A 26,140-nucleotide genomic window follows, 5' to 3' on the forward strand; every position below is an offset into this window, starting at 1 on the left:
TGGACGCGACACGGAGGAGGACCGTCCATGCCGGCACGACTGCAGCAGCTGATCAAGCGCGTGATGGCGCTGTTCCCGGTCCGGGTCGTGCTGCTCTTCTCCCAGAAGAACGGGCCGCTGCTGGCCAACGGACTGAGCTTCACGGCGCTGTTCTCGGTCTTCGCGGCGCTCTTCGTGGGCTTCTCGATCTTCGGCTTCGCCCTGCAGGGCAACCCGCTCCTGCAGTCCCAGGTGACCAGGTTCCTCGAGTCCCTCCTGCCCGGCCTGTTCGGCGAGGGCGGGCTGGACATCGGCGAGCTGCTGTCGCTCAACGAAAGCTTCTTCGACGATGTGGGGCTCATCGCCGTCATCACCGCCATCGTGGGTGCGCTGATCGCGGTGAACACGGCGCTCAACTGGTTCGGCTCGTTCCGGATCGCCTCGCGTTCGCTCGCCGGCCTCGAGCCCCCGAAGACGAACATCGTGCTGCTGAAGGTGCAGGACCTGCTCGTCGTGCTCGGCTTCGGCGCCGCGCTGCTGGTCTCCTTCGCCCTCCTGGCGGTCAGCACCGGGCTGCTCGAAGCCGTGCTCGGCTCGATCGGCATCGGCGAGGACTCGTTCATCGCCGGCACGGCCGCCCAGCTGATCACGCTCGGCGTCATGCTCGCCTTCGACACCGCCGTGCTCTGGGCCCTGTTCCGCATCGTCTCGGGCTTCCGCGCCCACTGGACGAACTTCTTCGCGGGCGCGCTGCTCGGGGCCATCGGCCTCGAGGTGCTGAAGTTCCTCGGCACCGCCCTCCTCGGCGGCGCGTCCAGCAATCCGCTCATCGCCACCTTCGCCATCCCGGTCGGACTGCTGATCTTCTTCAACCTGGTCTGCCAGCTCCTGCTCGTCGGCGCCTCCTGGGTGGCGGTCGGCATCGGGGACGACGAGGAGCGCAGGCAGCGAGCGGATGCGCACCAGAAGGCGGCGGTCAAGCTGCGGCGGGGCGGGCAGGTGCGCTGGACGGGCGGTCCGGCGTCCACGCCGGTCCCCCGCCGGCCGGCGCTGCGCTCCGCGGCCCCGCGGGCCTCGGATGCGACGGAGCAGCCCCGGGGCTTCTGGGCGCAGCTGCGGCGCCGCTTCACGCGCTGAGCGTGTCGGTGCCGCTCACTAGACTCGTCGCATGAGCAAGCCCCTGCGCGTCGCCTCCGTCAACGTGAACGGCGTCCGCGCCGCCTTCCGCAACGGCATGGGCCCCTGGCTCGCCTCGCGCGACGTCGACATCCTCGCCCTGCAGGAGGTGCGCGCCGCGACGGACGACCTGACCAAGCTGCTCGGCCCGGAGTGGTCGGTGCTGCACGACGCCGCCACCGCGAAGGGGCGGGCCGGCGTCGCGCTCGCGAGCCGCCGCCCCGCCAGCATCCATCGCGTCGAGCTGGGGCCGGAGGAGTTCGACAGCGCCGGCCGCTGGCTCGAGGCCGACTTCGAGGTCGAGGGCGGCGAGATCGTCACCGTCGTGAGCACCTACGTGCACTCCGGCGAGGTCGACACCCCCAAGCAGGTCGAGAAGTGGAAGTTCCTCGACGCCATGACCGAGCGCCTGCCGAAGCTGCGCGAGCACAACCCGCTGGCCGTGGTGGTGGGAGACCTCAACGTCGGCCACCGCGAGCTCGACATCAAGAACTGGCGCGGCAACCGCAAGAAGGCCGGCTTCCTGGCCGAGGAGCGCGCCTACTTCGACGCCTTCTTCGCCGAGGAGGGCTCGGCGGCGGAGACCGTCGACGGCTCCGAGCGCACCGGCCTCGGCTGGGTCGACGTCGGTCGGCGGCAGGCCGGCGAGGTCGAGGGTCCCTACACCTGGTGGAGCAACCGCGGGCAGGCCTTCGACAACGACACCGGGTGGCGCATCGACTACCACGTCGCCACCCCCGAGCTCGCCGCGAAGGTCGTCGACTACCGCGTCGACCGCGCCGCCAGCTACGCCGAGCGGTGGTCCGATCACGCCCCCGTCGTCGTCGACTACCAGCTCTGAACCCCGCGAGGAACCGCATGAACGACCGTCCCGTCATCCTGTCCGGCATGCAGCCGTCCTCCGGCTCGCTGCACCTGGGCAACTACCTCGGCGCGCTCGGCAACTGGGTGCGCATGCAGCAGGACTACGACGCCTACTTCTTCGTCGTGGACCTGCACGCGATCACGGTGCCGCAGGACCCGGACGCGCTGCGCGCGGCGACCCGCGCGACCGCTGCGCAGTACATCGCGGCCGGCATCGACCCGCAGCAGTCGACCCTGTTCATCCAGTCCCACGTGCCGGCGCACGCCGAGCTCGCGTGGGTACTCAACACCCTCACCGGCTTCGGCGAGGCCGCCCGCATGACGCAGTTCAAGGACAAGTCGGCGAAGCACGGCACCGACGCCGCGTCGGTGGGGCTCTTCACCTACCCGATCCTCATGTCGGCCGACATCCTGCTCTACCAGGCGGACGCGGTGCCGGTCGGCGACGACCAGCGGCAGCACCTCGAGCTGACCCGGGACCTCGCGACGCGCTTCAACAGCCGCTTCGGCGAGACCTTCGTCGTGCCCGAGGCCTTCATCGGCAAGGAGGGCGCGCGCATCTACGACCTGCAGCACCCGACCGCGAAGATGTCGAAGTCGGCGGAGTCGGATGCGGGCCTCATCCGCGTGATGGACGAGGCGAACGTGACGAAGAAGAAGATCATGCGCGCGGTGACGGATGCGGACGGCGAGATCCGCTTCGACCGCGAGGCGAAGCCGGGCATCGCGAACCTGCTGACGATCTTCGCCACGATGACCGGGCGCACGACCGACTCGCTCGTCGAGGAGTTCGCCGGCGGTGGTTACGGCGATCTGAAGAAGGCGCTGGTGGAGGTGGTGACCGAGCGGCTCGGTGCGATCCGCACCCGCACGCTCGAGCTGCTGGACGACCCCGCCGAGCTCGACCGCACCCTCGGCGCCGCCGCCGACCGCGCGAACGAGCGCGCGGAGGCGACGCTCGCGACCGTGTACGACCGCATCGGGCTGCTGCGCCGACCCCGCTGATGGAGCCGGTCGATCTGCGGTCGGGACGCGTGCTGCTCGACCAGCCCGGCCCGGACGACGCAGCCGCGATGGTGGCCGCACTGAACCGCCCGGAGATCGAGCGCGTGCTCACCACGCCGTGGCCGTACGGCCCCGAACACGCCGAGGACTTCATCGGTCGCCACGTGCCGGAGGGCTGGCGCACGGAGCGGGAGTTCACCTGGGCGCTGCGAGCGCCCGGCTCCCCCGAGCTCGCCGGCGTGATCGGGCTGCGCACCGGGCGGCCCGACGTGGGCTACTGGACCGTGCCGGCCTCGCGCGGCCGCGGACTGTGCGCGGAGGCGGTGCGCCTCGTCGCCGACTGGTGGTTCGCGCGCGGTGGCGCGGCGCTGGCCTGGGAGTGCGTGGCCGGCAACGTCGCCTCACTCGGCGTCGCCCGCGCCGCGGGCTTCCGGTTCACGGGCGCGGCGCCCTCGCACGGGCCGTACCGCGACGGCGCGCATCCGCTCTCCTGGCACGGCGTGCTCGATCCCGGGCCGCGGCGGCGCCACGACGGCTGGCCGGTGTGACCGACCGGCACTCGGGCCGGCGGCAGCGGAGCTGACGGCCGGCGCCACCAACCGCCCCGCGGGCGGCGCATGGGGCGCGAGGGCGTACGATGGCGGCACGTTACGTGCTCCGGGGTCGGTGGGAATCCGAACCGGCGGTACAGTCCGCGACCCGCGGAGGGCTCAGGCCCGAGGCGGTTGAGCCGGTTCGATTCCGGCACCGACGGTGATCAGGCCCCTCAGCCTGTAGTCCGGATGGGAGGCAGCACGAACGGATCGGAACCGCCGGCGACGGCGCGCCCGCATCCGTTCCTGACGCATCAGCGCACGCGTGCACCCGCACCCGTGCGCGAGCACACCCCGGACCACTCCCATGCAGGAGACGGGCCGCCCGCCCGCCTCCGCGAGCGAGAGCAGGTCCATCCGAATGTTCACCGGCATCATCGAAGAGCGCGGCGAGGTCGTGCGCTGGGAGCCCGACGGCGACGCCGCACGGCTCACCGTGCGCGGCCCGATCGCCGTCAGCGACGCATCCCACGGCGACTCCATCTCCGTGAACGGCGTCTGCCTCACGGTCGTCGATCAGGGCGACGACTGGTTCACGGCCGACGTCATGGCCGAGTCGATCACCCGTTCCACCCTCGGCGCGGTACGGCCCGGCCAGCGCGTCAACCTCGAGCGCGCCGCCCGGGTCGGCGACCGCCTCGGCGGCCACATCGTGCAGGGTCACGTCGACGGCACCGCCGAGCTGCTGTCGATCGCCCCCGGCGCCGCGTGGCGGGTGCTGCGCTTCTCGCTGCCCGCCGAGCACGCCCACCTGGTGGCGCAGAAGGGCTCGATCACCCTGGACGGCGTCTCGTTGACCGTCAGCGGCGTCGGCGATGACTGGCTCGAGGTCTCCCTGATCCCCGAGACGCTCGTGGCGACCAGCCTGGGCGACCTCGTCGTCGGCGAACGCGTCAACCTCGAGACCGACGTGCTGGCACGCCAGGTCGAGCGCCTCGTCGCGGTGCGCGGACTCGAGGGGGTCGCGCGGTGAGCCTCGCCACGATCCCCGAGGCCGTCGCCGCGCTGGCGGCGGGGCGTCCCGTCATCGTCGTCGACGACGAGGGGCGCGAGAACGAGGGCGACGTCGTACTCGCCGCCGAGCTCGCCACCGCCGAGACGATCGCCTGGACGGTGCGCAACACCTCCGGCTTCCTCTGCGCGCCGCTCGCCCCCGAGCTGGCGGATGCGCTCGAGCTGCCGCCCATGGTGGCCGTCAACCAGGATCCGCGCGGCACCGCCTACACGGTGACGGTCGACGCCGCCCAGGGCGTGACCACGGGCATCAGCGCCGCGGACCGGGCACGCACGCTGCGGGTGCTGGCGGATCCCGCATCCGTCGCCGCCGACCTCCTCAGGCCCGGGCACATCGTGCCGCTGCGCGGTCGCGCGGGCGGCGTGCTCGAGCGGCCCGGCCACACCGAGGCGTCGCTCGACCTGCTCGCCCTGGCGGGGCTGCGGCCGGCCGCCGTCATCGGCGAGATCGTGGGCGAGGACGGCTCGATGGCGCAGCTGCCGGAGCTGCTCGCCCTCGGCGAGCGCGAGGGCGTGCCGGTCGTGACCATCGCCGACCTCGTCGAGCTCCGGACGGAGGCGGCGGCGTGAGCGGCGGCGGCGGACCCGCCGTCGACGGCTTCGACGGCACCGGCCTCACGGTCGCGATCGTCGCCGGCCGCTGGCACGACACGATCGCCGCGGGGCTGCTGGCGGGCGCACGACGGGTGCTCGTCCCCTCCGGCGCGACGGTGCTCGAGCACCGGGTGCCGGGGGCGTTCGAGCTGCCGCTCGGCGCGCAGGCCGCGTTCGCAGCGGGAGCGGATGCGGTGGTCGCCCTCGGCGTGATCATCCGCGGCGGCACCCCGCACTTCGAATACGTCTCGGATGCGGCGACCAGCGGCCTCACCCGCGTCGCGCTCGACGCCGGCCGGCCGGTCGGCTTCGGACTGCTGACGGTCGACGACGAGCAGCAGGGCCTCGATCGCGCGGGGCTGCCGGGATCGCCCGAGGACAAGGGCGCCGAGGCCGCGGGCGCTGCGCTCGAGACCGCGCTGCTGCTGCGGTCGCTGCGCTGAGCCTCGCGCGCGGAGCCGTCGGGACCGGTCCGCGCCGGCCGGGCCGGTCCCGATAGCACAGGTCGGATCGCGGAAGGCCGTGAGAACGCGTACAGTTGCGGGGTCGTCACGAGCGACCGTCTTCCTCCGCGCCCCTCCGCGATGCCGCGACCCCGGTGCTCCTCCTGTCGGCGCGGTTCAGCATTCTCGACTCCCCTGGAGCATCACCGTGTCTTCGACCACTGCGTCGGCGGCGGGCGGCGGAACCGCGCCCGTCAACTCCCGTTCCCGCGTCATCTTCGCGAGCCTCATCGGCACCTCGATCGAGTTCTACGACTTCTACGTCTACGCGACTGCGGCCGTCCTCGTGTTCCCCGCGCTGTTCTTCCCGAACGCCGACGGCGTCGTGGCGCAGCTGCAGTCCTTCGCCGTGTTCGGCGTCGCCTTCATCGCGCGTCCGCTCGGCTCGATCGTGTTCGGCCACTTCGGCGACAAGATCGGCCGCAAGGGCACCCTCGTCGCATCGCTGCTGACGATGGGCATCGCGACCTTCGTCATCGGCATCCTGCCCACGGCGCTGACCCCGGGCTGGGAGGTGCTCGCCCCCGCGCTCCTGGTGGCGATGCGCTTCGGCCAGGGTCTCGGCCTCGGCGGGGAGTGGAGCGGCGCCGCGCTGCTGGCCACGGAGAACGCGCCGAGGAACAAGCGCGCGATCTACGGCACCTTCCCGCAGCTCGGCGCGCCCATCGGCTTCATCATCGCCAACGGTGTGTTCCTGCTGCTGTCGATCAACCTCGACGCCGAGGCGTTCCAGGCCTGGGGCTGGCGCGTGCCGTTCCTCGCCAGCGCGATCCTCGTGATCGTGGGCCTGTACGTGCGCTTCAAGCTCATCGAGACGCCCGCCTTCCAGAAGGTCGTCGACTCCGGCGAGGTCGCCAAGCTGCCGCTGGCGCGGGCCTTCAAGGTCAGCTGGCGGCAGATGATCCTCGGCGCCTTCATCATGCTCGCCACCTACGTGCTCTTCTACCTGATGACCACGTTCACGCTCACCTACGGCACCACGGCGAACTCGCTGGAGACGGCCGTGTCCAACGCCGAGGCCGCGGGCAAGCCCATGACCGAGGCCGCGCAGGCCGCCTTCGTGCCGGGTCTCGGCTACGCGCGCAACGACTTCCTCGTCATGCTCATCCTCGGCGTCGTCTTCTTCGGCATCTTCACGCTCGTCGCCGGGCCGCTGGCCGAGCGGTTCGGCCGCCGCAAGATGCTCATGGCGGTGACGGCGGGCATCCTGGTGTTCGGCGGGCTCTTCGTGCCGCTCTTCAGCGCGGGCCAGGTCGGCGTCATGGCGCTGCTCATCATCGGCTTCACGCTGATGGGCCTCACCTTCGGCCCGATGGGCGCCGTGCTGCCCGAGCTGTTCCCGACGAACGTGCGGTACACCGGCTCGGCGATCGCCTACAACGTGTCATCGATCCTCGGCGCCGCCGTGGCGCCGTTCATCGCGGTCGCGCTCTGGCAGGCCGCCGGCGGCAGCGCCGGCCTGGTCGGCGTCTACCTCTCGTCGATGGCGGTGCTCACGCTGATCGCGCTGTTCATCAGCCGCGAGACCAAGGACGTCGAGTACGAGGGCAACGTCAGCTGACGTCCGCCCGCCCCCGGATGCCCGCCGCTCGTTCGAGCGGCGGGCATCCGTCGTCCCGGGCCGGTCGCGCGTCGAGCGGATGCGGGCTCCCGCATCCGCTGCCTGCCGCCGAACGCCGCTGGCGAACACGCCGGGCCGCCGCGATCGGTGCGGATACGCTGAACCGCGGTAGCGGCGCCCCGGCCCGGGCGCCGTCGAGCAAGAGAGAGCCATGAGCGCCGAGAACACCGCATCCGCACGCCGCCACAGCCCCTTCGGACGCCAGCAGGAGACCGGGCCCCGAGCCACCGTGCGCCAGCTGCTGCCCTACCTCTTCGAGAAGCGCGGGCTGCTCGCCGTGGTCATCGTGCTCAGCGTGCTCGGCGCCGGCGCAAGCCTGGCGCAGCCGCTGCTCGTCAGCCAGGTCATCACGCAGGTGCAGGACGGCGCGCTGCTCGGCCCGCTCGTCTGGCTGCTCGTCGCCCTCGTCGTCGTGGCGGGCCTGTTGACCGCCTTCCAGCACTACCTGCTGCAGCGGATGGGCGAGGGCGTCGTGCTCTCCAGCCGCCGCCGCCTCGTCGCCCGCATGCTGCGCCTGCCCATCGCCGAGTTCGACGCGCGCCGCACCGGCGACCTCGTCTCCCGCGTCGGCGCCGACACGACGATGCTTCGCGCCGTGCTCACCCAGGGACTCGTCGAGGCCGTCGGCGGCACGCTCACCTTCGTCGGGGCGCTCGTCGGCATGGCCGTGCTCGATCCGGTGCTCCTCGGGCTCACGCTGCTCGTCGTGTTCACGGCGATCGGGCTCGTGCTCGGGCTCTCGGGCCGCATCCGCCGGGCGAGCGCCGAGGCGCAGGCGAAGGTCGGCGACCTGGCCGCCGCCGTCGAGCGCGCCGTCAGCGCCATCCGCACGGTGCGCGCCGCCAACGCGACGGAGCGCGAGGCGCAGGGCATCGACCGCGACGCCGTCGGCGCCTACCGGGCCGGCCTCAAGGTCGCGCGCGTGTCGGCCCTCATCATGCCGGTCGCGAGCATCGCCATGCAGGTGGCCTTCCTCACAGTCATCGGCGTCGGCGGCTTCCGGGTCGCGAGCGGCGCCATCGAGATCGCCTCGCTCGTGGCGTTCATCCTCTTCCTCTTCATGATGATCATGCCGCTGGGTCAGGCCATCGGCGCGGTCTCCGCGGTGAACCAGGCGCTCGGGGCGCTCGGCCGCATCCAGGAGATCATCGACATCCCCGGCGAGCAGGAGGGCGACGCCGACCTCGCAGCGCGAGCGGCCGACCCGATCGACACCGACGATGCCGTGCGCTTCGACGACGTGCGCTTCGCCTACCCGGAGGCGGTCGTCGCGGCCGTGACCGACGGCGACGAGCCGATGGCCGACGCCGCGGATCGCGAGGTGCTGCGCGGTGTGAGCTTCGGGGCCGTCAAGGGGCAGCGCACCGCGCTGGTCGGGCCGTCGGGCGCCGGCAAGAGCACGATCCTCGCACTGATCGAGCGCTTCTACGACCCCACCGGCGGGTCGGTGCGACTCGACGGCGTCGACCTGCGCTCGCTCGACCGCGAGCGGCTGCGCTCCCTCATCGGCTACGTCGAGCAGGATGCGCCCGTGCTGGCCGGCACCCTGCGCGAGAACCTGCTGCTCGGCTCGCCGGACGCCAGCGATGCCGACTGCGTGCGCGTGCTCCACGAGGTCAACCTCGGCAGCGTGCTCGAGCGCGACGCCGCGGGTCTGGACGCCGCGGTCGGCGAGGACGGCGTGATGCTCTCCGGAGGCGAGCGGCAGCGCCTCGCGATCGCGCGCGCGCTGCTGGCGGCACCGCCCATCCTGCTGCTCGACGAGTCCACCTCGTCGCTCGACGGCCGCAACGAGCAGGCGATGCGCGAGGCGCTCGATGCCGTGGCCGAGCACCGTACGCTCATCGTGATCGCGCACCGGCTCTCGACCGTCGTCGACAGCGACCGCATCGTGGTACTCGAACAGGGACGGGTCGTCGGGGTCGGCACGCACTCGGAGCTGGTGCAGTCCACGCCGCTCTACCGGGACCTCGCGAAGCACCAGCTGCTGGTGTGAGGGTCGGCGCCGTTCGGCGAAAGAGGTTGAAGCTTCAAGCTTCGTCATAGGAATCCCCGGGAGACTGTCCACGTCAGCCCCTCCCACCACCCCTGAAGGGACTTCCCATGTCACGCCGCGCCAAGATCCTCCTCGCCGTCGCCGGCGGCCTCATCGTGCTCGCCGTCGTCGCCGCGTTCGTCGGACCGCGCATCTACGCCGCCGTCATGGCGGAGAGCGCCGCCGACGAGCCGACCGTCACGGTCGAGCCCGAAGCCAGCACCGTCGAGGACGCGAGCGACCTCTCCGGCACCTGGACGGTCGGCGAGGGCTCCTACGCCGGCTACCGGCTCGACGAGGTGCTCAACGGCGCCGACGTCACCGTCACGGGTCGCACCGAGCAGGTCACCGGCGATCTGACCATCGACGGGCTCACCCTGAGCGCCGCGACGATCACGGTCGACATGGCGAGCATCGCCACCGACAACGGCAGCCGCGACGACTACTTCCGCAACGACGCGCTCGAGACCGATCGGTTCCCCGAGGCGACCTTCGTGCTCACCCAGCCCGTCGAGGCGACCGGCACCCCCGTCGCCGGCGAGCCGCAGACCCTCACCGTGACCGGCGACCTCACCGTCCACGGCGTGACGCAGCAGGTCACGACCGACCTCGAGGCCGTGCTCTCGGGCGACGGCGGGCAGATCGCCGGATCGATCCCGATCACGTTCGAGGACTTCGGCGTCACCGCCCCGAACCTCGGCTTCGTCTCGGTCGAGCCCACCGGCTTCATCGAGTTCCTGCTGGTCGTCGACCCGTCCTGACCTACGGCCGCGCCGCCCCGCCCCTCCCCGCCCCTACCTCCATCCGTCCATCCGTCCATCCGTCCATCCGTCCATCCAAAATGAAGGAGATTTTCCCGACGCGCCGAGTCACGGCCCCCGACTCGCGGGTAAGAGACGAAAAACTCCTTCATTTTGGAGCGGCGCGGAGCCGGGCGGCGCGGAGCCGGGCGGCGCGGAGCCGGGTAGCGCGGAGCCGGGCAGGGCTGAGCCGAGCAGGGCGGAGGAGGGCGGAGCAGGGCAGGGCAGGGCAGGGCAGGGCGAAGCAGGGCAGAGCGGGGCGGGGCGGAGCGGGGCGGGGCGGGCGGCTCAGCCGGACATCGCCCAGATGGCGACCGCGCTCGCGGCGGCGACGTTGAGGGAGTCGATGCCGTGGCGCATCGGGATGCGCACCACGGTGTCGCAGGCGGCGAGCGAGGCCTCGCCCAGGCCGTGCCCCTCCGAGCCGAGGACGAGGGCGACCCAATCGGGGCGCCGCGCCGCGAAGGCACGCAGGTCGACCGAGTCGTCGCGGAGCGCGAGCGCCGCGAGGTGGAAGCCCTCCAGCTGCTCGGTCGGCAGCGCCCCGATGCGCGTCCACGGCACCTGCAGCACCGTGCCCATGCTGACCCGGATCGCGCGGCGGTAGAACGGGTCCGCGGTGCCCGGCGCGATGAGCACGGCGTCGGCGCCGATGCCCGAGACCGAGCGGAAGATCGCCCCCACGTTCGTCGGGTCGGCGACGCCGTCGAGCACCACGACGGTGCGAGCGTCCCGCAGCAGCTCGCGCGGCTCGGGCAGCGGCGGGCGGTCCATCGACGCCACGATGCCACGGTGCAGGCTGTAGCCGGTCAGCTGCGAGAGCAGCGCGTCGTCGCCGACGAGCACGGGCACGCTCTCGTCGCCGCCCAGAGCCTCGAGCGCCGAGGCCTCCTGCCCGGGCAGCGCCAGCACGGCGCGGGCACGATGGCCGGCGCGCACCGCCCGCTGCAGCACGACGGCCGACTCGGCGAGGTACAGCCCGTGCCCGCGGGTCCAGCGCAGCGCGACGTCGTTGGCGTGCGAGAAGTCGGCGAGCAGCGGATGCGCGAGGTCGTCGACCGGGACGATCGGCACGGTCAGGCGGTCGGCTCGTCGTCGCCCACCGGCCGCTCACGGGAGTCCACGATCTCGGCCCCTGCCGCGGCGAGCTCTTCGAGCGCCGCGGCGCTGGAGGCCGGTGCGACGCCCGCGACAAGGTCGCGCAGCACCCGCACCCGGCGCCCCGCCGCGACCGCGTCGAGCGCGGAGGCGCGCACGCAGTGGTCGGTGGCGATGCCGACGACGTCGACCTCGTCCGCACCCCACGCGTCGAGCAGCTGCCGGACCGTCTCGCCGCCCTCGGTCACGCCCTCGAACAGCGAGTAGGCGGGCTCGCCCATGCCCTTGCGCACGTGCACGTCGACGGCGTCGAGCCGCAGCGCCGGATGGTACTCGGCCCCGGTCGTGCCGGCCACGCAGTGCACGGGCCAGGTGACGGTGTAGTCGGGGGCCGCGTCCGTCGCGAAGTGGCCGCCGTTGTCGCCGGTCGCGTCGTGCCAGTCGCGCGAGGCGACCACGTGGGCGTAGCGGTCCGGATACGCGGACAGGAGCTCCGCGATCCCCGCCGCCACCGCCGTCCCGCCGTCGACGCCGAGGGCGCCGCCCTCGGTGAAGTCGTTCTGCACGTCGACGATGAACAGCACGCGGTTCATGGGGCTCCTACTCGTTGGCGAGGTTGTCGCCGCAGCGGTAGACCGCGGCGGTCAGCGCATCGATCGCCGTGTTGCGGCTCGGGGCATCGCCGCCCACGGAGAAGAAGGCGAAGGCGAGGTTCGAGCCGTCGGCCGCCTCGATGTGCCCGGCGAGCGCGCGGACCGGCTGGATCCATCCGCTCTTCGCGTGCACCGAACCGCGAGCGTCCGCGGCCTCCCCGGTGAAGCGGTCGGAGGGCATGTTGCCGCCGGCGGTGGGCATCGCGTCGTAGACGATGCCGAGGTTCTGCTCGCGCTGCACCATCTTCGCCATCAGCGCGGTGACGTAGCTCGTCGGCACCGCGTTCTGCCGGCTGAGGCCCGAGCCGTCGTCGACCTTGAGCGTCGAGGCGTCGATGCCGTAGGCGCGCAGCGCGTCGGGGATGGCGGTCTGCAGGCTCGACCAGCTGCCGTCGAGACCCTGGGCGATCGCGACCTGACGCGCGAGGGCGTCGGAGACGACGTTGTCGGAGGGGCTCATGAGCTGGCTGATGAGGATGCCGGTGCTCTGCGACGAGACCTCGGCCAGCACCGCCGCGCCCTCCGGCGCGGAGCCGAGCGCCACGCTGTCGACGTCGATGCCCTCGGCGGCGAGCGCCTGCTGGAAGAACTCACCGGCCTGCCCGATCGGGTCGAGGGTGCGCTCGCTCACGAGCGCCTGCGGGTTCGCGCGGCCGCCGTCGACCATGAGCGCGGTGCTCGGCGTCGCGTAGCCGCGGGTGGCCAGGCCGTACGCCGCCTCGTCGGTGCGATCCCAGTTCGGGTTCCAGCCGCCGGCGGCGTCCCAGAGGGTCGCGTCGAGGATGAGCTCGGTGATCGGCTGGTCGGCCGGAACGCTCGCGCGCACCTGGGCCGCGAGGTCGGAGAGCCTGGGAGCATCGCGGAAGGCATAGGGCTGCTGCCCTTCCGGCAGCCGCGACAGCGTGGGGTCGCCCCCGCCGACGAGCACGACCGCACCCGGCGTGGCGCCCTGCACGACGCGCGTCTGGAAGGTGTGGTCGGGCCCGAACTGCGCGAGCACGGCCGACGCCATGAGCAGCTTCATGACGCTGCCGGTCGGCTGGCCGGAGCCCGCCTCGCGGTCCAGCAGGGTCTCGCCGGTGTCGATGTTGACCACCGAGCCGTAGAGGTCCTGGATCGCCTCGGCCGAGGTGTACCCCTCCACCGTGCAGGTGCGCAGGCGCGATGCGGCGGCGATCTCCGAGGGCACCGTCCGGGGCGCCTCCTCCTCGGGCTCCGCCGTCGGGACCGTCTCGCTGGGTGCGGGGGCCGCGGCGACCGGTTCGCGCGCATCGCCGACCGCACCGCCGGCCACGACGGCACCGGAACCGAGCAGCACGAAGCCGACCGAGAGCGCGGCGGCGAGCCAGGCCGTCGGGTGCTTGCGGATCATCCCGACGACGCCGCCGCGCGGCGCGGCGCGGCCCGGGGCGGATTCGGGGCGGCCGGGCTCATCGGGACGGTCGATCACCCGGCCATGCTACCGGCCCTGCTCCGAGGGGTAGCGGAGCCCGATCCGTTCGCGGATGCGGTCCATCACGCGCATGATCGCCACGCTCTCCGAGGGCGGTAGCACCTCGCTCTCGCCGCCGTCGCGGATCAGGCGCTCCATCTCGAGCGCCTGGAAGCGGTAGCCGCGCTCCACGCGCTGCTCGAAGACCTCGACGACGCTGCCGCTCGAGTCGTAGACCGTGAAGCCGGTCGGCGCGTAGAAGGCACCGTCGATCTCGACGTAGCCGTCCGTGCCGACCACGGAGGCCCGGGTGGAGCCCTTCGTGTCGAGCGCCGCCTGCAGCAGCGCCTGCCGGCCGTCGGCGGTGCCGAGCACGATCGCCGTCTGCCGGTCGACCCCCGTCTCGGTGAACGCGGCGTGCGCGAGCACGGTCTCGGGCTCTCCCAGGACCGACCAGGCGAACGAGACCGGGTAGATGCCGAGGTCGAGCAGCGCACCGCCGCCGAGCGCGGGGTCCTGCAGGCGGTGGCCCGGGTCCTGCGGCAGGCGCTGCGCGTGATCGGCGATGACCGTGCGCACCTCGCCGAGCAGACCGCTGTCGAGGATCTCGCGCAGTCGCACCATGTGCGGCAGCCAGCGGGTCCACATCGCCTCGAGCACGACCAGCCCGCGTTCCGCGGCCAGCTCGACGACCCGCTCCGCCTCATCGGCCTTCAGCGTGAACGGCTTCTCGACCAGCACGTGCTTGCCGGCGCGCAATGCCAGCTCGGCGTGCTCGGCGTGGAACGGATGCGGGCTCGCCACGTACACGACGTCGACGTCCGCATCCGCCACCAGCTCCTCGTAGGAGCCGTGCGCGGTCGGCACCTCGTGCCGCTCCGCGAACGAGGCCGCGGCGTTCGCGCGACGCGAGCCGACCGCCGCGAGCCGGAGGCCGCTCCCCCGCAGGTCGTCGGCGAACACGCCGGCGATGTGCCCCGTGCCCAGGATGCCCCAGCCGATCCGATCGGTCATCGCGTCCCCCTCCGTCGGCGTCGCTCGCCGTCCGCGTGGAACCCTAACAGCCTCCCCAACGAGCGGATGCGCGCGTGAAGCCGTAGCCGTCGCTCGGCAGCCCGCCATGGGTCATCGCGAAGGTGATGCAGACGCCGGCGACGGACGACCCCGGCTTGTAGAGGGAGGCGCGGTGCGCGGACGAGTCCCACCACTTCTGCGCCATCGTGGCGCCGGTGTTGCCCGAGCCGCCGGCGAGGTTGCCGTCGCATCCGCGGTCGGGCACCGACTGGGAGTAGCTGTTGCTGATCGTGCCCGCGTGCCCCCACGTGCTGACCGGGTTCGGGTCTGGGTCCTCGGCCATCCAGACGAGACGGTCCTCCATGCACGAGCTGTAGCGGAAGTTGCCGTACGGCACGGGCTCCAGGCAGTTGGCGACGCGGATGGCGTTGTACGCCGCCGCGAATCCGGCCAGGTCGTCGTTCGTGGTGCGGCCGATGCCGCTGCCGGTCGAACCACCCGGGGCGCCGCCCGCGCCGCCGCCGATCGAGGACGGGCAGACCGGAGCCGCGGGCGCGGCCTGCTGGGCCGGAGCGGCCGCGGGCTGGGCGCCGCCGCCGGACGCCGGGGCAGCGCCCCCGGAACCGACGCGCGCACCGCTGCCGGACGACCCGCCGGTGGACGCACCGCCGGGCGAGGCGCCGCCGGCCGCCGCGGCCTGCTCGGCCTGCGGCTCCTGCGTGGGCTCCGGAGTGGGCGCGGTGCTGACCTGCGCGACGTGCTCGGAGTCCTGACGGAGCCGCTCGCGCTCGGCCGCCTCGTAGGCCTCCGTGGCCTCCTCGTCGGCTGTGACCCGCACCGAGGCGCTGGAGTCGTCCGCAGCAGGCGTGGAACCGACGTCCTGCGCCGCCGAGGCAGGCGGGGCGGTGCCCGCGTCCTGCCCGATGAAGCCGTTCGCGCCCGCGCCCATGGCGAACGTCACGACGAGCGCCATCAGCGCACCCGAACCCAGCATCGATACCCGACGACGCATAGCGATCTCCGTTCCTGGAGTCCTACCGGACGCAATCCATCGCGTCCCGAACCCCTACCCGAAAGGAGTTCTCGCACACCGTACGACCGCGCAGGAGCGCTCTCCAAACCCGGAGGTCGAAACCCCCTAGCACTGGGGGCGAGACGGCACGCTCAGCTGGACGCCGGATGGATGCGCGCGCTCAGAAGCCCTCGCCGATGCGCTGCAGGCGCTCGATGCGCTGCGGGATCGGCGGATGCGTGCTGAAGAGCCGGTCCATGAGGCCCGGCTTCATCGGGTCGGCGATGTACAGGTGCGCCATCGTCGCGTTCTGGCGCTGCAGCGGACGCCCGTACTGCTGCAGCTTGTCCAGCGCGCGGGCGAGCCCGTCCGGGTACCGCGTGATCTCCGCGCCCGTGGCGTCGGCGAGGTACTCGCGCTGGCGGGAGACGGCGGCCTGCACGACGGCCGCGACCAGCGGTGCGACGATCGCGGCGACCAGCCCGAAGACGAGCAGCAGGATCTGATTGCCGCCGTTGCTGTTCGAGCGCCCGCCGCCGAAGAACGAGAGCCGCATGAAGAAGTCGGCGATGAGGCCCACCGCGACGACGAGGCCGAAGACGATGAGCGAGACCCGGATGTCGTAGTTGCGCACGTGCCCGAGCTCGTGCGCCATGACGCCCTCGAGCTCTGCGTCGTCCATGATGTCGAGCAGCCCGGTCGTCGCCGCGACGACGGCCTTCTCGGGCTTCGTGCCCGTGGCGAAGGCGTTGGGCGCCGGGTCGTCGATGACGTAGACCTTCGGCATCGGCATGCCGGTGGTGATCGCCAGGTTCTCGACGATGCGGTACAGCCGCGGCTCGTCGGCCTTCGAGATCTCCCGCGCGCCGCTCATCGACAGCGCCTGCGAGCTCGCGAGGAAGTACTGGATGGTGGCGTAGCCGCCGGCGATGACGAGGGTCGTGACGCCGTAACCCAGCGTGTTGCCGGCGAAGTAGCCGCCGATGAATCCGATCGCTCCGACGATCAGGATGAACGCCGCGATGATCAGGACGGTCTTGCGCTTGTTCGCCGCGATCGCGCGGTACACGGAGCCTCAGCCAGCCGTCAGAACTGCACGCGCGGCGGCTCGGAGATCGCCGCCGGGTCCTCGACCTCGAAGAAGTCGCGCTCCGAGAAGCCGAGCCCCCGGGCGAAGAGCGTGTTGGGGAAGATCTTGATGCGCGTGTTGAGCTCGCGCACGCCGCCGTTGTAGAAGCGGCGCGATGCCTGGATCTTGTCCTCGGTGTCGACCAGCTCGCCCTGCAGCTGCAGGAAGTTCTGGCTGGCCTGCAGCTGCGGGTACGCCTCCGCCACGGCGAAGATGCTGCGCAGCGCCTGCTGCATGTGGCCCTCGGCCACGCCCGCCTCGGCCGGCGTCGACGCGTTGACCGTCTCGGCGCGCGCCTGGGTGACGCTCTCGAAGACGCCGCGCTCGTGCGCCGCGTAGCCCTTCACCGTCTCGATGAGGTTGGGGATCAGATCCGCTCGACGCTTCAGCTGCACCGTGATGTCGCTCCACGCCTCGTCGACGCGCACGTTGAGCTTGACCAGCCCGTTGTACGTGGCCCAGAGGTAGATGCCGACGATGAGCGCCAGCGCGAGGACCACGCCGAGGATGACGAAGAGGGGCACCAGTTCCATGAGGAGAACTCTAGCGGGCGGCATCCGTGCGTCCCCCGGGAATCCAGGGCTGCGGGCGCCGCTCGGACCACGGTGGAGACGACCGGACCCCGACCCGCGCGAGGCGGGCCGGGGTCGGAGGTTCTCCGGTCAGGCGGCGCCGCGCTGGGCGGCCACGACCTCGGCGATCTGTACGGCGTTCAGGGCCGCGCCCTTGCGCAGGTTGTCGTTGCTGATGAACAGGACCAGCCCGCGGCCCTCGGGCGCGCTCTGGTCCTGGCGGATGCGGCCGACCAGGCTCGGGTCGGCGCCCGCCGCCTGCTGGGGGGTCGGCACGTCGACGAGCTGCACGCCGGGGGCGTCCGCGAGGATCTCGCGCGCGCGGTCCGGCGTGATGGCGCTGGCGAACTCGGCGTTCACCGAGAGCGAGTGGCCGGTGACCACGGGCACGCGCACGCAGGTGCCCGCCACGCGCAGCTCGGGCAGCTCGAGGATCTTGCGGCTCTCGTTGCGGAGCTTCTTCTCCTCGTCGGTCTCCTCGTCGCCGTCGTCGACGATCGAGCCGGCGAGCGGCACGACGTTGAAGGCGATCGGGGCGACGTACTTCACCGGCTCGGGGAAGGTGACCGCGGAACCGCTGTGCACGAGACCCTCGAGGTCCTGGTCGACGACCGCGCGCACCTGGCCGATGAGCTCCTCCGCGCCGGCGAGACCCGAGCCTGAGACGGCCTGGAAGGTCGTCACGACGAGGCGCTCCAGGCCGGCCTCGGCGTCCAGCGCCTTGAGCACGGGCATGGCGGCCATCGTGGTGCAGTTGGGGTTCGCGACAATGCCCTTGACCGCATCCGCGATGGCGTGCGGGTTGACCTCGCTGACCAGGAGGGGCACCTCGGGGTCCATGCGCCAGGCGCTCGAGTTGTCGATGACCAGGGCGCCGGCCTCCGCGAACCGCGGGGCGTGCGCCCGCGAACCGGTGGCCCCGGCCGAGAACAGGGCGACGTCGAGGCCGCTCGGGTCGGCCGTCGCGATGTCCTCGACGACGATCTGCTCGCCCTTGAAGGGCAGGGTCGTGCCCGCGGAGCGCGCGGTGGCGAAGAAGCGGATGGAGGCGACCGGGAAGCCCCGCTCCTCCAGCAGCGTGCGCATCACCGCGCCCACCTGGCCGGTGGCGCCGACGACGCCGACGTGCAGTCCTCGGCTCATCGTCCCGTCCCTCCGTGGACCTTGGCCACGTCGTCGCCGTCGAGGCCGTAGGCGGTGTGCACGACGCGCACCGCCTCGGCGAGGTTGTCGGCGCGGGTGACCACGGAGATGCGGATCTCGGAGGTGGAGATCATCTCGATGTTGATGCCCGCCTCGTGCAGGGCGGTGAACAGCGTGGCCGAGACGCCCGCGTTGCTGCGCATGCCGGCGCCGACGAGCGCCAGCTTGCCGATCTGGTCGTCGTACTGCAGCGAGTCGAAGCCGATGGACGACTGCTGCTCGTTCAGTCCGGTGAGGGCGCGCTCGCCGTCGAGCTTCGGCAGCGTGAAGGAGATGTCGGTGCGGCCGGTGGCGGCCACCGAGACGTTCTGCACGATCATGTCGATGTTCACGTTGTGCGCGGCGAGGAGCGTGAAGATCTGCGCGGCCTTGCCGGGGATGTCGGGCACGCCGACGACGGTGATCTTGGCTTCGCTCAGATCGGAGGCGACTCCGGCGATGACCGGCTCTTCCACGGTTTCTCCATCCTTCGGGGTGGTGACGATGGTGCCCTCGTTGTTGTTGAACGACGAGCGCACGTGCAGGGTGACGCCGTGACGGCGGGCGTACTCGACGGCGCGGATGTAGAGCACCTTCGCCCCGGCCGCGGCCATCTCGAGCATCTCCTCGGAGGTGATGCGGTCGATCTTCCTCGCGAGCGGGGCGACGCGCGGATCGGTCGTGAAGATGCCGTCGACGTCGGTGTAGATCTCGCAGACGTCGGCCTCGAGCGCCGCGGCGAGCGCGACGGCGGTCGTGTCCGAGCCGCCGCGGCCGAGGGTGGTGGCGTCGCCGGAGCCGACGTTGAAGCCCTGGAAGCCGGCGACGATCGCGACGGCGCCCTCGTCGAGCGCCTCGCGGAGGCGCTCGGGGTTGACGTCGACGATGCGCGCGCGACCGTGGTGGCTGTCGGTCTGCATGCCGGCCTGCGTGCCGCTGTAGGCACGGGCGTCGATGCCCAGCTGGCCGACGGCCATGGCGAGGAGCGCCATCGAGATGCGCTCGCCCGAGCTCAGCAGGATGTCGAGCTCGCGGGCCGGCGGCACCGGCGTGACCTCGGCCGCGAGGTCGAGCAGCTCGTCGGTGGTGTCGCCCATGGCGCTCACCACGACGACGACGTCGTGCCCGGCGCGACGGGTCTCGGCCACGCGTTTGGCGACGCGCTTGATGCTCTCGGCGTCGGCGACGGAGGATCCGCCGAACTTCTGCACGATCAGGCTCACGTGTGCTTCTCCTGCTGCTGGTGCTGCGGCCCGCAGGGGCGGCGGGCCGAGCACGATCCTATGGCACCGTACGCACGCGGTCGGGCCGTGCGACGCCCCCGCAGCGTCGCGATCCGCCCCCGCGGACGCGGACGGGGACGGGGACGGTCAGGCTCGCTCGATGACCCGGCGTCCCTCGAAGGCCCGGCCGAGGGTGACCTCGTCGGCGTACTCGAGGTCGCCGCCGACCGGCAGGCCGGAGGCGAGTCGGCTGACGGTGAGGTCGTAGGTGCGCAGCAGGCGGCTGAGATAGGTCGCGGTGGCCTCGCCCTCGAGGTTCGGGTCGGTGGCGAGGATGATCTCGGTCACCTCGCCGTCGGCGAGCCGCTGCAGCAGCTCGCGGATGCGCAGGTCGTCCGGTCCGATGCCGTCGATCGGGCTGATGGCTCCGCCGAGCACGTGGTAGAGCCCGCGGAACTCGCGGGTGCGCTCGATCGCGACCACGTCCTTGGCCTCCTCGACGACGCAGATGACGGCCTGGTTGCGCCGCGGGTCCCGGCAGATGCCGCAGAGGTCCTGGTCGGCGACGTTGCCGCATCGGGTGCAGAAGCGCACCTTCTCCTTGACGGCGACCAGCACCTCGGCCAGTCGGCTCACGTCGGCGGACGGGTTCTGCAGGATGTGGAACGCGATGCGCTGCGCCGACTTCGGGCCGACCCCCGGCAGCCGGCCGAGCTCGTCGATGAGGTCTTGGATGATCCCCTCGTACACGGGCTCACTCCTCGCTGTCGTAGGTCATGACGGGGGCTCGCGCGACGAGCGGCTGCTCCTCGACGAAGGTGGCGCCGAGCAGCTCGCGGACGACCGACTCGCCGTAGCGCTGACGCTCCCCCAGTGAGGACGTGCGCGTGGACGGCGCGTCGACGGGTTCGGGCGCACTCGGCGCGGGCTCGGCGATGCGAGCAGGCCTGCCCCAGCCGCTCGCCGCTCGCGGCGCCTCGTCGTCGGACGGTGCCGGTTCGGGTTCGTCGGGACCCGGATCGTCGTCGTCGCTCGGCGGCGGCACGTCGTCGGCAGCCCGGGCGGTCGACGGCGGCGCGACCGCGGGCGCGCCGTCCGGCTCCGCGGAGCTGGAGCGGGGCTGCGGCGCGGTCGCGGGTCGGCGCGGCTTGCTCCATCCGGACGCGACGTCGCCCGGGCCGCTCGCGGTATCGCCGTCCGGGGCATCCGCCGGCGGCTCGTGCCGCGGCAGGTAGCGCACGGTGACGCCGAAGAGCTCGATGATGGCGGCCCGCAGGATCTCGCTGACACCGTCGGCCTGGCCCGCCGACTGCTTGAAGCGCTCGATGTCGTGCTGGCTCGGGAAGGCGAGCACGAGCACGCCGTCCGGCCGGAGCTCGCGCACCACGGCGGTCTCGACCACCGTCCAGGCGTTGCGGTCGCGTGCGCCGACGCGCTCGAGCACCTCGAGCCAGGCATCGCGAAGCTGCTGCGTGGAGACGGGGCGCGGTTCGGCGGCCTCCGGCGTCGCGTTCTCGTCGGCGCGCTCGGACCCGCCGGCCGGGGGTGCCGTCATGGCAGCTGGCTCGGACCCGGCGGCCGTCGGCGACGTCTCATGGTCGGACGACGGGTCGGCGCTCGGCGTGGCTTCCGCGACCGCATCCGCTTCGACAGCGGCGTGCTCCGACGCGGACTGCACGTCGGCAGGCGGCTCGGCGGTATCACCCGCGGGCCGCTCGGCGGCGGGCGGCGCGGTCGGTTGCTCGGCGGGCGGCGCGGAGGCCACCGGGGCCGACTCCTCCGGCGGCTGCGGCGAAGCCGCGCGAGCGGCGGAGCCGCCCCAACCGGGCGCAGCGGGCTTGGCGGCCGGCTGCTTGGCCGCGCTGCCGCCCCAACCGGGCGCGGGCTGCCGACGAGGCGCCTGCTCGGGCGCCGGCGCCGCGGGCTCGGGCTGCGCGGGCGTCTGGGCGGATGCCGGCGCGGCGGAGGTTGGCGCACCGGAGGCCGGCGCGGCGGAGGCCGCGCGCACGGCCGGCTCGGCGCCTTGCGGCGCGGGCGTGCGCGGAGCCTCGGACGCCGGGGCCAGATCGCCCTCGACGCCGACCCGGCGCTCGAGCCGCTCGACCCGTGCGAGGGCGCCGTCGCTGCCGATGGCGGGCACGAGCACGCGGGCCATCATGAGCTCGAGGTGCAGCCGAGGCGAGGTCGCTCCGGTCATCTCGGTGAGCGCCGCGTTGACGACGTCGGCGGCGCGGGAGAGCTCGGCGGCGCCGAGCAGGGACGCCTGATGGCCCATCGTCTCGAGCTCCTCGGGCGTCGCACCGCGCAGCACCGCCGCCGCGTTGCCGCCCGAGGCGCCCACGATGATGAGGTCGCGCAGGCGCTCGAGCAGGTCCTCGACGAAGCGACGCGGGTCCTGGCCGGTCTGCACGACGCGATCGACCGCGGCGAACACGCCCGCCGCATCCGACGACCCGATCGCGTCGACGACCTCGTCAAGCAGGGCGCCGTGCGTGTAGCCGAGCAGCGCGACGGCGCGCTCGTAACCGACCGCGTCGCCCTCCGAGCCCGCGATGAGCTGGTCGAGCAGCGAGAGGGTGTCCCGCACCGAGCCGCCGCCGGCGCGGACGACGAGCGGCAGCACGCCGGGCGCGACCGAGACGCCCTCGCTCGCGCAGAGCTCCTCGAGGTAGGCGAGCATGCCCGCGGGCGGCACCAGCCGGAACGGGTAGTGGTGGGTGCGGGAGCGGATCGTGCCGATGACCTTCTCGGGCTCGGTCGTCGCGAAGATGAACTTCACGTGCTCCGGCGGCTCCTCGACGATCTTCAGCAGCGCGTTGAAGCCGCTCGCGGTGACCATGTGGGCCTCGTCGAGGATGAAGATCTTGAAGCGGTCGCGCGCCGGCGCGAAGATCGCGCGCTCGCGCAGGTCGCGCGCGTCGTCGACGCCGCCGTGGCTCGCCGCGTCGATCTCGACGACGTCGAGCGAGCCGCCGCCATCCCGGCCGAGCTCGACGCAGCTCGGGCAGACGCCGCAGGGGGTGTCGGTGGGGCCCTCCGCGCAGTTCAGGCAGCGGGCGAGGATGCGCGCCGACGTCGTCTTGCCGCAGCCGCGGGGGCCGCTGAAAAGATAGGCGTGATTGACACGGTCGGTGCGCAGCGCAGTGCCGAGCGGGTCGGTCACCTGCGATTGCCCGATGAGCTCCGCGAAGGTCTCGGGACGGTAGCGACGATAGAGGGCGGTGACCACGTAACGAGGGTACCCGGGGCGACCGACACGGGCCGCCGCCGGATCAGACGACCGCGGCCGCCTGGCGCGCGATCTCGAGCTCCTCGTCGGTGGGCACCACGAGCACCGCGATGCGGGAGTCGTCGCTGGAGATGCGGCGGACGCCGCGCTCCGGCGATGCGTTGCGCTCGGGATCGACCACGATGCCGAAGGGCTCCAGGCCGGCCAGCAGCTCTTCGCGGAGCACGGCGTCGTTCTCGCCGACCCCGGCGGTGAACACGACGGCCTGCGCGGTGCCCAGCTCGAGCAGGTAGGCGCCCAGGTAGTGGCGCAGGCGGTGGGCGTAGACGTCCAGCGCGCGCCGCGCATCCGCATCGCCGTCGTTCGCGCGGCGGCGCACGTCGCGCATGTCGCCGCTGCCTGTGAGGCCGAGCAGGCCGCTGCGCTTGTTGAGCAGGTCGTCGACCTCGGCGACCGACAGGCCGGCGCGGCGCTGGAGGTGGATGAGCACCGCCGGGTCGACGTCGCCGGAGCGGGTGCCCATCACCAGCCCCTGCAGCGGGGTCATGCCCATCGAGGTGTCGATCGAGCGGCCGTCGCGCACTGCGCAGGCGGAGGCGCCGTTGCCGAGGTGCAGCACGACGCCGGTGAAGGCGTCGTCGCCAAGGAAGGCGGCGGCGGTCTCGGAGACGAACTTGTGCGAGGTGCCGTGGAAGCCGTAGCGGCGGATGCGGTGCCGCTCGGCGAGCTCGGCATCGATCGCGTAGGTCGAGGCCGCCTCGGGGATGCTCTGGTGGAAGGCCGTGTCGAAGACGGCCACGTGCGGGACGTCGGCGAAGGCCGCGCGCGCCGCCCGGATGCCCTGCACAGCGCCCGGGTTGTGCAGCGGGGCGAGCTCGGAGAGGTCCTCGATGTTGATCTCGACGAGGTCGTTGACCACGGTCGGCTCGAAGAAGCGCTTACCGCCCTGCACCACGCGGTGGCCCACCGCGAGCAGCGGCTCGGCGGCGAGGTCGGGGCCGTGCTGCGCGAAGGCCTCGACCATGAGCGCGAAGCCGGCGGTGTGGTCGGCGACCGGCGCCACGACCTCGATGGTCTCCGCACCGGGCACCCTGTGCTCGAGCCGGCCCTGCGCCTCACCGATGCGCTCGACGAGACCGCTCGCGAGGCGCCGCTCGCCGTCGAGCTCGAGCAGCTGGTACTTGAACGAGGAGGAGCCGCTGTTGACGACGAGGATGCGGCTCACGCGGAGGCCTCCGCCGCCTGGGCCTGGATGGCCGTGATGGCCACGGTGTTGACGATGTCGCGCACGAGGGCTCCTCGGGAGAGGTCGTTGATGGGCTTGTTGAGACCCTGCAGGACGGGGCCGATGGCGACGGCGCCGGCGGAGCGCTGCACCGCCTTGTAGGTGTTGTTGCCGGTGTTGAGGTCGGGGAAGATGAACACCGTCGCACGGCCGGCCACCTCGCTGCCCGGCATCTTCGCCGCGGCGACCGCCGCATCCGCTGCAGCGTCGTACTGGATCGGGCCCTCGACGGGCAGGTCGTGCCAGCGCTCGCGCACCAGCTCGGTGCCGGCGCGCACCTTCTCGACGTCGGCCCCCGATCCGCTCGTGCCGGTGGAGTAGCTGAGCATCGCCACGCGCGGGTCGATGCCGAACTGCTCGGCGGTGCGCGCGGAGCTCACCGCGATGTCGGCGAGCTGCTCGCTCGTCGGGTCGGGGATGACGGCGCAGTCGCCGTAGGCGAGCACGCGGTCGGCCAGGCACATGAGGAACACGCTCGAGACGACCGAGACGCCGGGCTGGGTCTTGATGATCTCGAAGCCGGGGCGGATCGTGTGCGCCGTCGTGTGCGCGGCGCCCGAGACCATGCCGTCGGCGAGCCCCAGGTGCACCATCATCGTGCCGAAGTAGCTGACGTCGGTGACGACGTCGCGCGCGGCCTCGACCGTCATGCCCTTGTGGGCGCGCAGGCGCGCGTACTCCTCGGCGAACTTCTGCCGCAGCACGTCGTCGTAGGGGCTCAGCACCTCCGCCTTCGAGATGTCGAGGCCCAGCTCGATGGCGCGCGAGCGCACCTCGAAGCTCTCGCCGAGGATCGTGAGCTGCGCCACGCCGCGCTCGAGCAGCGTGTTCGCGGCGCGCAGGATGCGGTCGTCCCCGCCCTCCGGCAGCACGATGTGCTTGAGGTCGCCGCGGGCCCGCTCCAGCAGGTCGTACTCGAACATGAGCGGCGTGACGACGTCGGAGCGGGTCACGTCGAGCGACGCGAGCAGGCGCTCGCGATCGACGTGGCGCTCGAAGAGGCCGAGCGCGGTGTCGAACTTGCGCTGCGACTCGGCGGCGAGCCGGCCGCGGGTCTCGGTGACGCGCAGCACCGTCTCGTAGGTGTTGAAGGAGGTGCGGATCATGGGCAGGGACGGATCGAGGCCGTCGATCAGCAGCAGCACCGACGACGGGATGTCGAAGCCGCCGTAGAGCATGATGCCCGCGACGGAGGGGAACGTCTCGCTCGCGTGCGCCATCAGCACGGCGACCAGCACCTCGGAGCGGTCGCCGGGGATGAGCACGAGCGCGCCCTCGGTGAGCCGCGGCAGCACGTTCTCCATCGTCATGCCGGCCACGACGACGCCCAGCGCCTCGCGTCCGAGCAGCTCCTCCTCGCCGGCGATGAGCTGGCCGTCGCACGCCTCCATGACCGAGCGGACGGTCGGAGCGACGAGCACCCGGTCCTCGGGCAGGGTCCACACCGGCACGTCGACGACCTCGCCGATGGCCTCGGCGATCTGCTCGAGCTGGTCCTCGTCGGCGCGGTTGGCGATCACGCCGATCAGCTGGGCGTGCTCGTCGGCGAGCTCGGCGACGGTCACCTCGGCGAAGCGGCGCATGTCCTCGGCGCTGCGACCGCCGGACTCGGCGAGGCCCCGTCCGCCGGCGGCGCCGGAGACGCGGCCGCCGAGCACGAGCAGCACGGGGGCGCCGAGGTTCGCGGCGACGCGCGCGTTGAAGCTGAGCTCGGTGGGCGTCGAGACGTCGGTGAAGTCGGAGCCGATGACCACGACGGCGTCGCACTGCCGCTCGACGGCGCGGTAGCGCTCGACGATGCGGGTCAGCGCGAGGTCGGGGTCGGCGTGCACGTCGTCGTAGCCGACGCCGAGCGCGTCCTCGTAGGCGATGTCGACGCCGTCGTGGTCGAGCAGCAGCTCGAGCACGTAGTCGCGCTCGTCGCGGGAGCGGGCGACGGGTCGGAAGACGCCGACGCGACCGACCTCCCGGCTCAGGGTGTCGAGCACCCCGAGTGCGATGGTCGACTTGCCGGAATGACCTTCGGCGGAGGTGATGTACACGCTGCGAACCACGGCTCTACCCTATGTCGAAGACGGTGGCGCGATCCCCGACGGAGGCTTCGCACACGGAGTCGGCAGCTTCCGC

22 protein-coding genes, 1 pseudogene and 1 riboswitch are annotated in these 26,140 nt (G+C 72.5%); of the genes and pseudogenes, 10 read left to right on the forward strand and 13 right to left on the reverse strand.

All coding sequences use genetic code 11. The features are described from left to right. Positions 1–27 precede the first annotated feature (27 nt). From QQK26_RS06635 to QQK26_RS06680, 10 genes and pseudogenes are all read left to right on the forward strand, one after another. Positions 28–1,116: a YihY/virulence factor BrkB family protein gene (locus QQK26_RS06635; RefSeq protein WP_284231372.1), complete on the forward strand. Its 1,089-nt coding sequence runs from the start codon at positions 28–30 to the stop codon at positions 1,114–1,116. 31 nt (positions 1,117–1,147) lie between these two features. Next, positions 1,148–1,996, forward strand: coding sequence for an exodeoxyribonuclease III (locus QQK26_RS06640; protein WP_284231379.1), 849 nt, complete (start codon positions 1,148–1,150; stop codon positions 1,994–1,996). Positions 1,997–2,013: 17 nt separating this feature from the next. Next, complete coding sequence (gene trpS, locus QQK26_RS06645; RefSeq protein ID WP_284231385.1) at positions 2,014–3,024, forward strand: tryptophan--tRNA ligase; 1,011 nt, start codon at positions 2,014–2,016, stop codon at positions 3,022–3,024. Next, positions 3,024–3,572, forward strand: a complete 549-nt coding sequence (locus QQK26_RS06650) for a GNAT family N-acetyltransferase (protein ID WP_284231388.1) — start codon at positions 3,024–3,026, stop codon at positions 3,570–3,572. Before trpS ends, QQK26_RS06650 begins: the two co-directional genes overlap by 1 nt. 101 nt (positions 3,573–3,673) lie before the next feature. Then, positions 3,674–3,823: riboswitch (FMN riboswitch) on the forward strand. A 155-nt stretch (positions 3,824–3,978) separates the two neighbouring features. Next, on the forward strand, positions 3,979–4,590 hold the full coding sequence (locus tag QQK26_RS06655) for a riboflavin synthase (protein ID WP_284231391.1): 612 nt from the start codon (positions 3,979–3,981) through the stop codon (positions 4,588–4,590). Further along, positions 4,587–5,174, forward strand: a pseudogene (gene ribB, locus QQK26_RS06660) (3,4-dihydroxy-2-butanone-4-phosphate synthase); the annotation flags it as partial. The gene QQK26_RS06655 and the pseudogene ribB, both read left to right, overlap by 4 nt. A gap of 23 nt (positions 5,175–5,197) precedes the next feature. Continuing rightward, complete coding sequence (gene ribH, locus QQK26_RS06665; RefSeq protein ID WP_284231394.1) at positions 5,198–5,668, forward strand: 6,7-dimethyl-8-ribityllumazine synthase; 471 nt, start codon at positions 5,198–5,200, stop codon at positions 5,666–5,668. 208 nt (positions 5,669–5,876) lie between these two features. After that, complete coding sequence (locus tag QQK26_RS06670) at positions 5,877–7,289, forward strand: MFS transporter (protein WP_284231396.1); 1,413 nt, start codon at positions 5,877–5,879, stop codon at positions 7,287–7,289. Between the two features lie 211 nt (positions 7,290–7,500). Continuing rightward, positions 7,501–9,345, forward strand: coding sequence for an ABC transporter ATP-binding protein (locus tag QQK26_RS06675; RefSeq protein ID WP_284231399.1), 1,845 nt, complete (start codon positions 7,501–7,503; stop codon positions 9,343–9,345). A 107-nt stretch (positions 9,346–9,452) separates the two neighbouring features. Further along, positions 9,453–10,145, forward strand: coding sequence for a YceI family protein (locus QQK26_RS06680; RefSeq protein WP_284231403.1), 693 nt, complete (start codon positions 9,453–9,455; stop codon positions 10,143–10,145). Between the two features lie 327 nt (positions 10,146–10,472). On the opposite strand, the gene QQK26_RS06685 is transcribed toward QQK26_RS06680, so the two are convergent. From QQK26_RS06685 to pta, 13 genes are all read right to left on the reverse strand, one after another. Beyond that, the gene (locus QQK26_RS06685) at positions 10,473–11,258 is read right to left on the reverse strand and encodes a TrmH family RNA methyltransferase (RefSeq protein ID WP_284231406.1); all 786 of its coding nucleotides are present in this window, start codon (positions 11,256–11,258) and stop codon (positions 10,473–10,475) included. Positions 11,259–11,260: 2 nt separating this feature from the next. Further along, positions 11,261–11,875 carry an isochorismatase family protein gene (locus tag QQK26_RS06690; protein ID WP_284231408.1) on the reverse strand — a complete coding sequence of 205 codons (615 nt, stop codon included), beginning with the start codon at positions 11,873–11,875 and terminating at the stop codon, positions 11,261–11,263. A gap of 7 nt (positions 11,876–11,882) precedes the next feature. Beyond that, positions 11,883–13,385: a D-alanyl-D-alanine carboxypeptidase/D-alanyl-D-alanine endopeptidase gene (gene dacB, locus QQK26_RS06695; RefSeq protein ID WP_284231410.1), complete on the reverse strand. Its 1,503-nt coding sequence runs from the start codon at positions 13,383–13,385 to the stop codon at positions 11,883–11,885. Between the two features lie 9 nt (positions 13,386–13,394). Then, positions 13,395–14,381, reverse strand: coding sequence for a Gfo/Idh/MocA family protein (locus QQK26_RS06700; protein WP_284231412.1), 987 nt, complete (start codon positions 14,379–14,381; stop codon positions 13,395–13,397). 43 nt (positions 14,382–14,424) lie between these two features. Beyond that, positions 14,425–15,354, reverse strand: coding sequence for a hypothetical protein (locus QQK26_RS06705; protein WP_284231415.1), 930 nt, complete (start codon positions 15,352–15,354; stop codon positions 14,425–14,427). A gap of 220 nt (positions 15,355–15,574) precedes the next feature. Beyond that, on the reverse strand, positions 15,575–16,462 hold the full coding sequence (locus tag QQK26_RS06710; RefSeq protein WP_284231418.1) for a M48 family metalloprotease: 888 nt from the start codon (positions 16,460–16,462) through the stop codon (positions 15,575–15,577). A 17-nt stretch (positions 16,463–16,479) separates the two neighbouring features. Continuing rightward, positions 16,480–17,055, reverse strand: a complete 576-nt coding sequence (locus QQK26_RS06715; RefSeq protein ID WP_284231420.1) for a LemA family protein — start codon at positions 17,053–17,055, stop codon at positions 16,480–16,482. Positions 17,056–17,184: 129 nt separating this feature from the next. After that, positions 17,185–18,237 (reverse strand): aspartate-semialdehyde dehydrogenase, encoded by a 1,053-nt coding sequence (locus QQK26_RS06720; protein WP_284231422.1) that lies wholly within the window; start codon positions 18,235–18,237, stop codon positions 17,185–17,187. Next, the gene (locus tag QQK26_RS06725; RefSeq protein ID WP_284231424.1) at positions 18,234–19,499 is read right to left on the reverse strand and encodes an aspartate kinase; all 1,266 of its coding nucleotides are present in this window, start codon (positions 19,497–19,499) and stop codon (positions 18,234–18,236) included. The genes QQK26_RS06720 and QQK26_RS06725 overlap by 4 nt, the downstream gene beginning before the upstream one ends. 147 nt (positions 19,500–19,646) lie before the next feature. Continuing rightward, positions 19,647–20,249, reverse strand: a complete 603-nt coding sequence (gene recR, locus QQK26_RS06730; protein ID WP_284231426.1) for a recombination mediator RecR — start codon at positions 20,247–20,249, stop codon at positions 19,647–19,649. A 4-nt stretch (positions 20,250–20,253) separates the two neighbouring features. Further along, positions 20,254–22,728, reverse strand: a complete 2,475-nt coding sequence (locus QQK26_RS06735; RefSeq protein ID WP_284231428.1) for a DNA polymerase III subunit gamma and tau — start codon at positions 22,726–22,728, stop codon at positions 20,254–20,256. Positions 22,729–22,771: 43 nt separating this feature from the next. Beyond that, positions 22,772–23,953: an acetate/propionate family kinase gene (locus QQK26_RS06740; RefSeq protein ID WP_284231430.1), complete on the reverse strand. Its 1,182-nt coding sequence runs from the start codon at positions 23,951–23,953 to the stop codon at positions 22,772–22,774. Continuing rightward, positions 23,950–26,067 carry a phosphate acetyltransferase gene (gene pta, locus QQK26_RS06745; RefSeq protein WP_284231432.1) on the reverse strand — a complete coding sequence of 706 codons (2,118 nt, stop codon included), beginning with the start codon at positions 26,065–26,067 and terminating at the stop codon, positions 23,950–23,952. The genes QQK26_RS06740 and pta overlap by 4 nt, the downstream gene beginning before the upstream one ends. Positions 26,068–26,140 lie beyond the last annotated feature (73 nt).

The organism is Arenivirga flava (assembly GCF_030161575.1).
GTDB classification, from domain to species: domain Bacteria; phylum Actinomycetota; class Actinomycetes; order Actinomycetales; family Microbacteriaceae; genus Arenivirga; species Arenivirga flava.

What these genes read in the sequence shown, in the direction of transcription:
- QQK26_RS06635 (WP_284231372.1), top strand. Translation starts at nt 28, where the DNA reads ATGCCGGCACGACTGCAGCAGCTGATCAAGCGCGTGATGGCGCTGTTC.
- QQK26_RS06640 (WP_284231379.1), top strand. Translation starts at nt 1,148, where the DNA reads ATGAGCAAGCCCCTGCGCGTCGCCTCCGTCAACGTGAACGGCGTCCGC.
- trpS (WP_284231385.1), top strand. Translation starts at nt 2,014, where the DNA reads ATGAACGACCGTCCCGTCATCCTGTCCGGCATGCAGCCGTCCTCCGGC.
- QQK26_RS06650 (WP_284231388.1), top strand. Translation starts at nt 3,024, where the DNA reads ATGGAGCCGGTCGATCTGCGGTCGGGACGCGTGCTGCTCGACCAGCCC.
- QQK26_RS06655 (WP_284231391.1), top strand. Translation starts at nt 3,979, where the DNA reads ATGTTCACCGGCATCATCGAAGAGCGCGGCGAGGTCGTGCGCTGGGAG.
- QQK26_RS06675 (WP_284231399.1), top strand. Translation starts at nt 7,501, where the DNA reads ATGAGCGCCGAGAACACCGCATCCGCACGCCGCCACAGCCCCTTCGGA.
- QQK26_RS06680 (WP_284231403.1), top strand. Translation starts at nt 9,453, where the DNA reads ATGTCACGCCGCGCCAAGATCCTCCTCGCCGTCGCCGGCGGCCTCATC.
- QQK26_RS06690 (WP_284231408.1), bottom strand. Translation starts at nt 11,875, where the DNA reads ATGAACCGCGTGCTGTTCATCGTCGACGTGCAGAACGACTTCACCGAG.
- QQK26_RS06700 (WP_284231412.1), bottom strand. Translation starts at nt 14,381, where the DNA reads ATGACCGATCGGATCGGCTGGGGCATCCTGGGCACGGGGCACATCGCC.
- QQK26_RS06705 (WP_284231415.1), bottom strand. Translation starts at nt 15,354, where the DNA reads ATGGCGCTCGTCGTGACGTTCGCCATGGGCGCGGGCGCGAACGGCTTC.
- QQK26_RS06715 (WP_284231420.1), bottom strand. Translation starts at nt 17,055, where the DNA reads ATGGAACTGGTGCCCCTCTTCGTCATCCTCGGCGTGGTCCTCGCGCTG.
- QQK26_RS06720 (WP_284231422.1), bottom strand. Translation starts at nt 18,237, where the DNA reads ATGAGCCGAGGACTGCACGTCGGCGTCGTCGGCGCCACCGGCCAGGTG.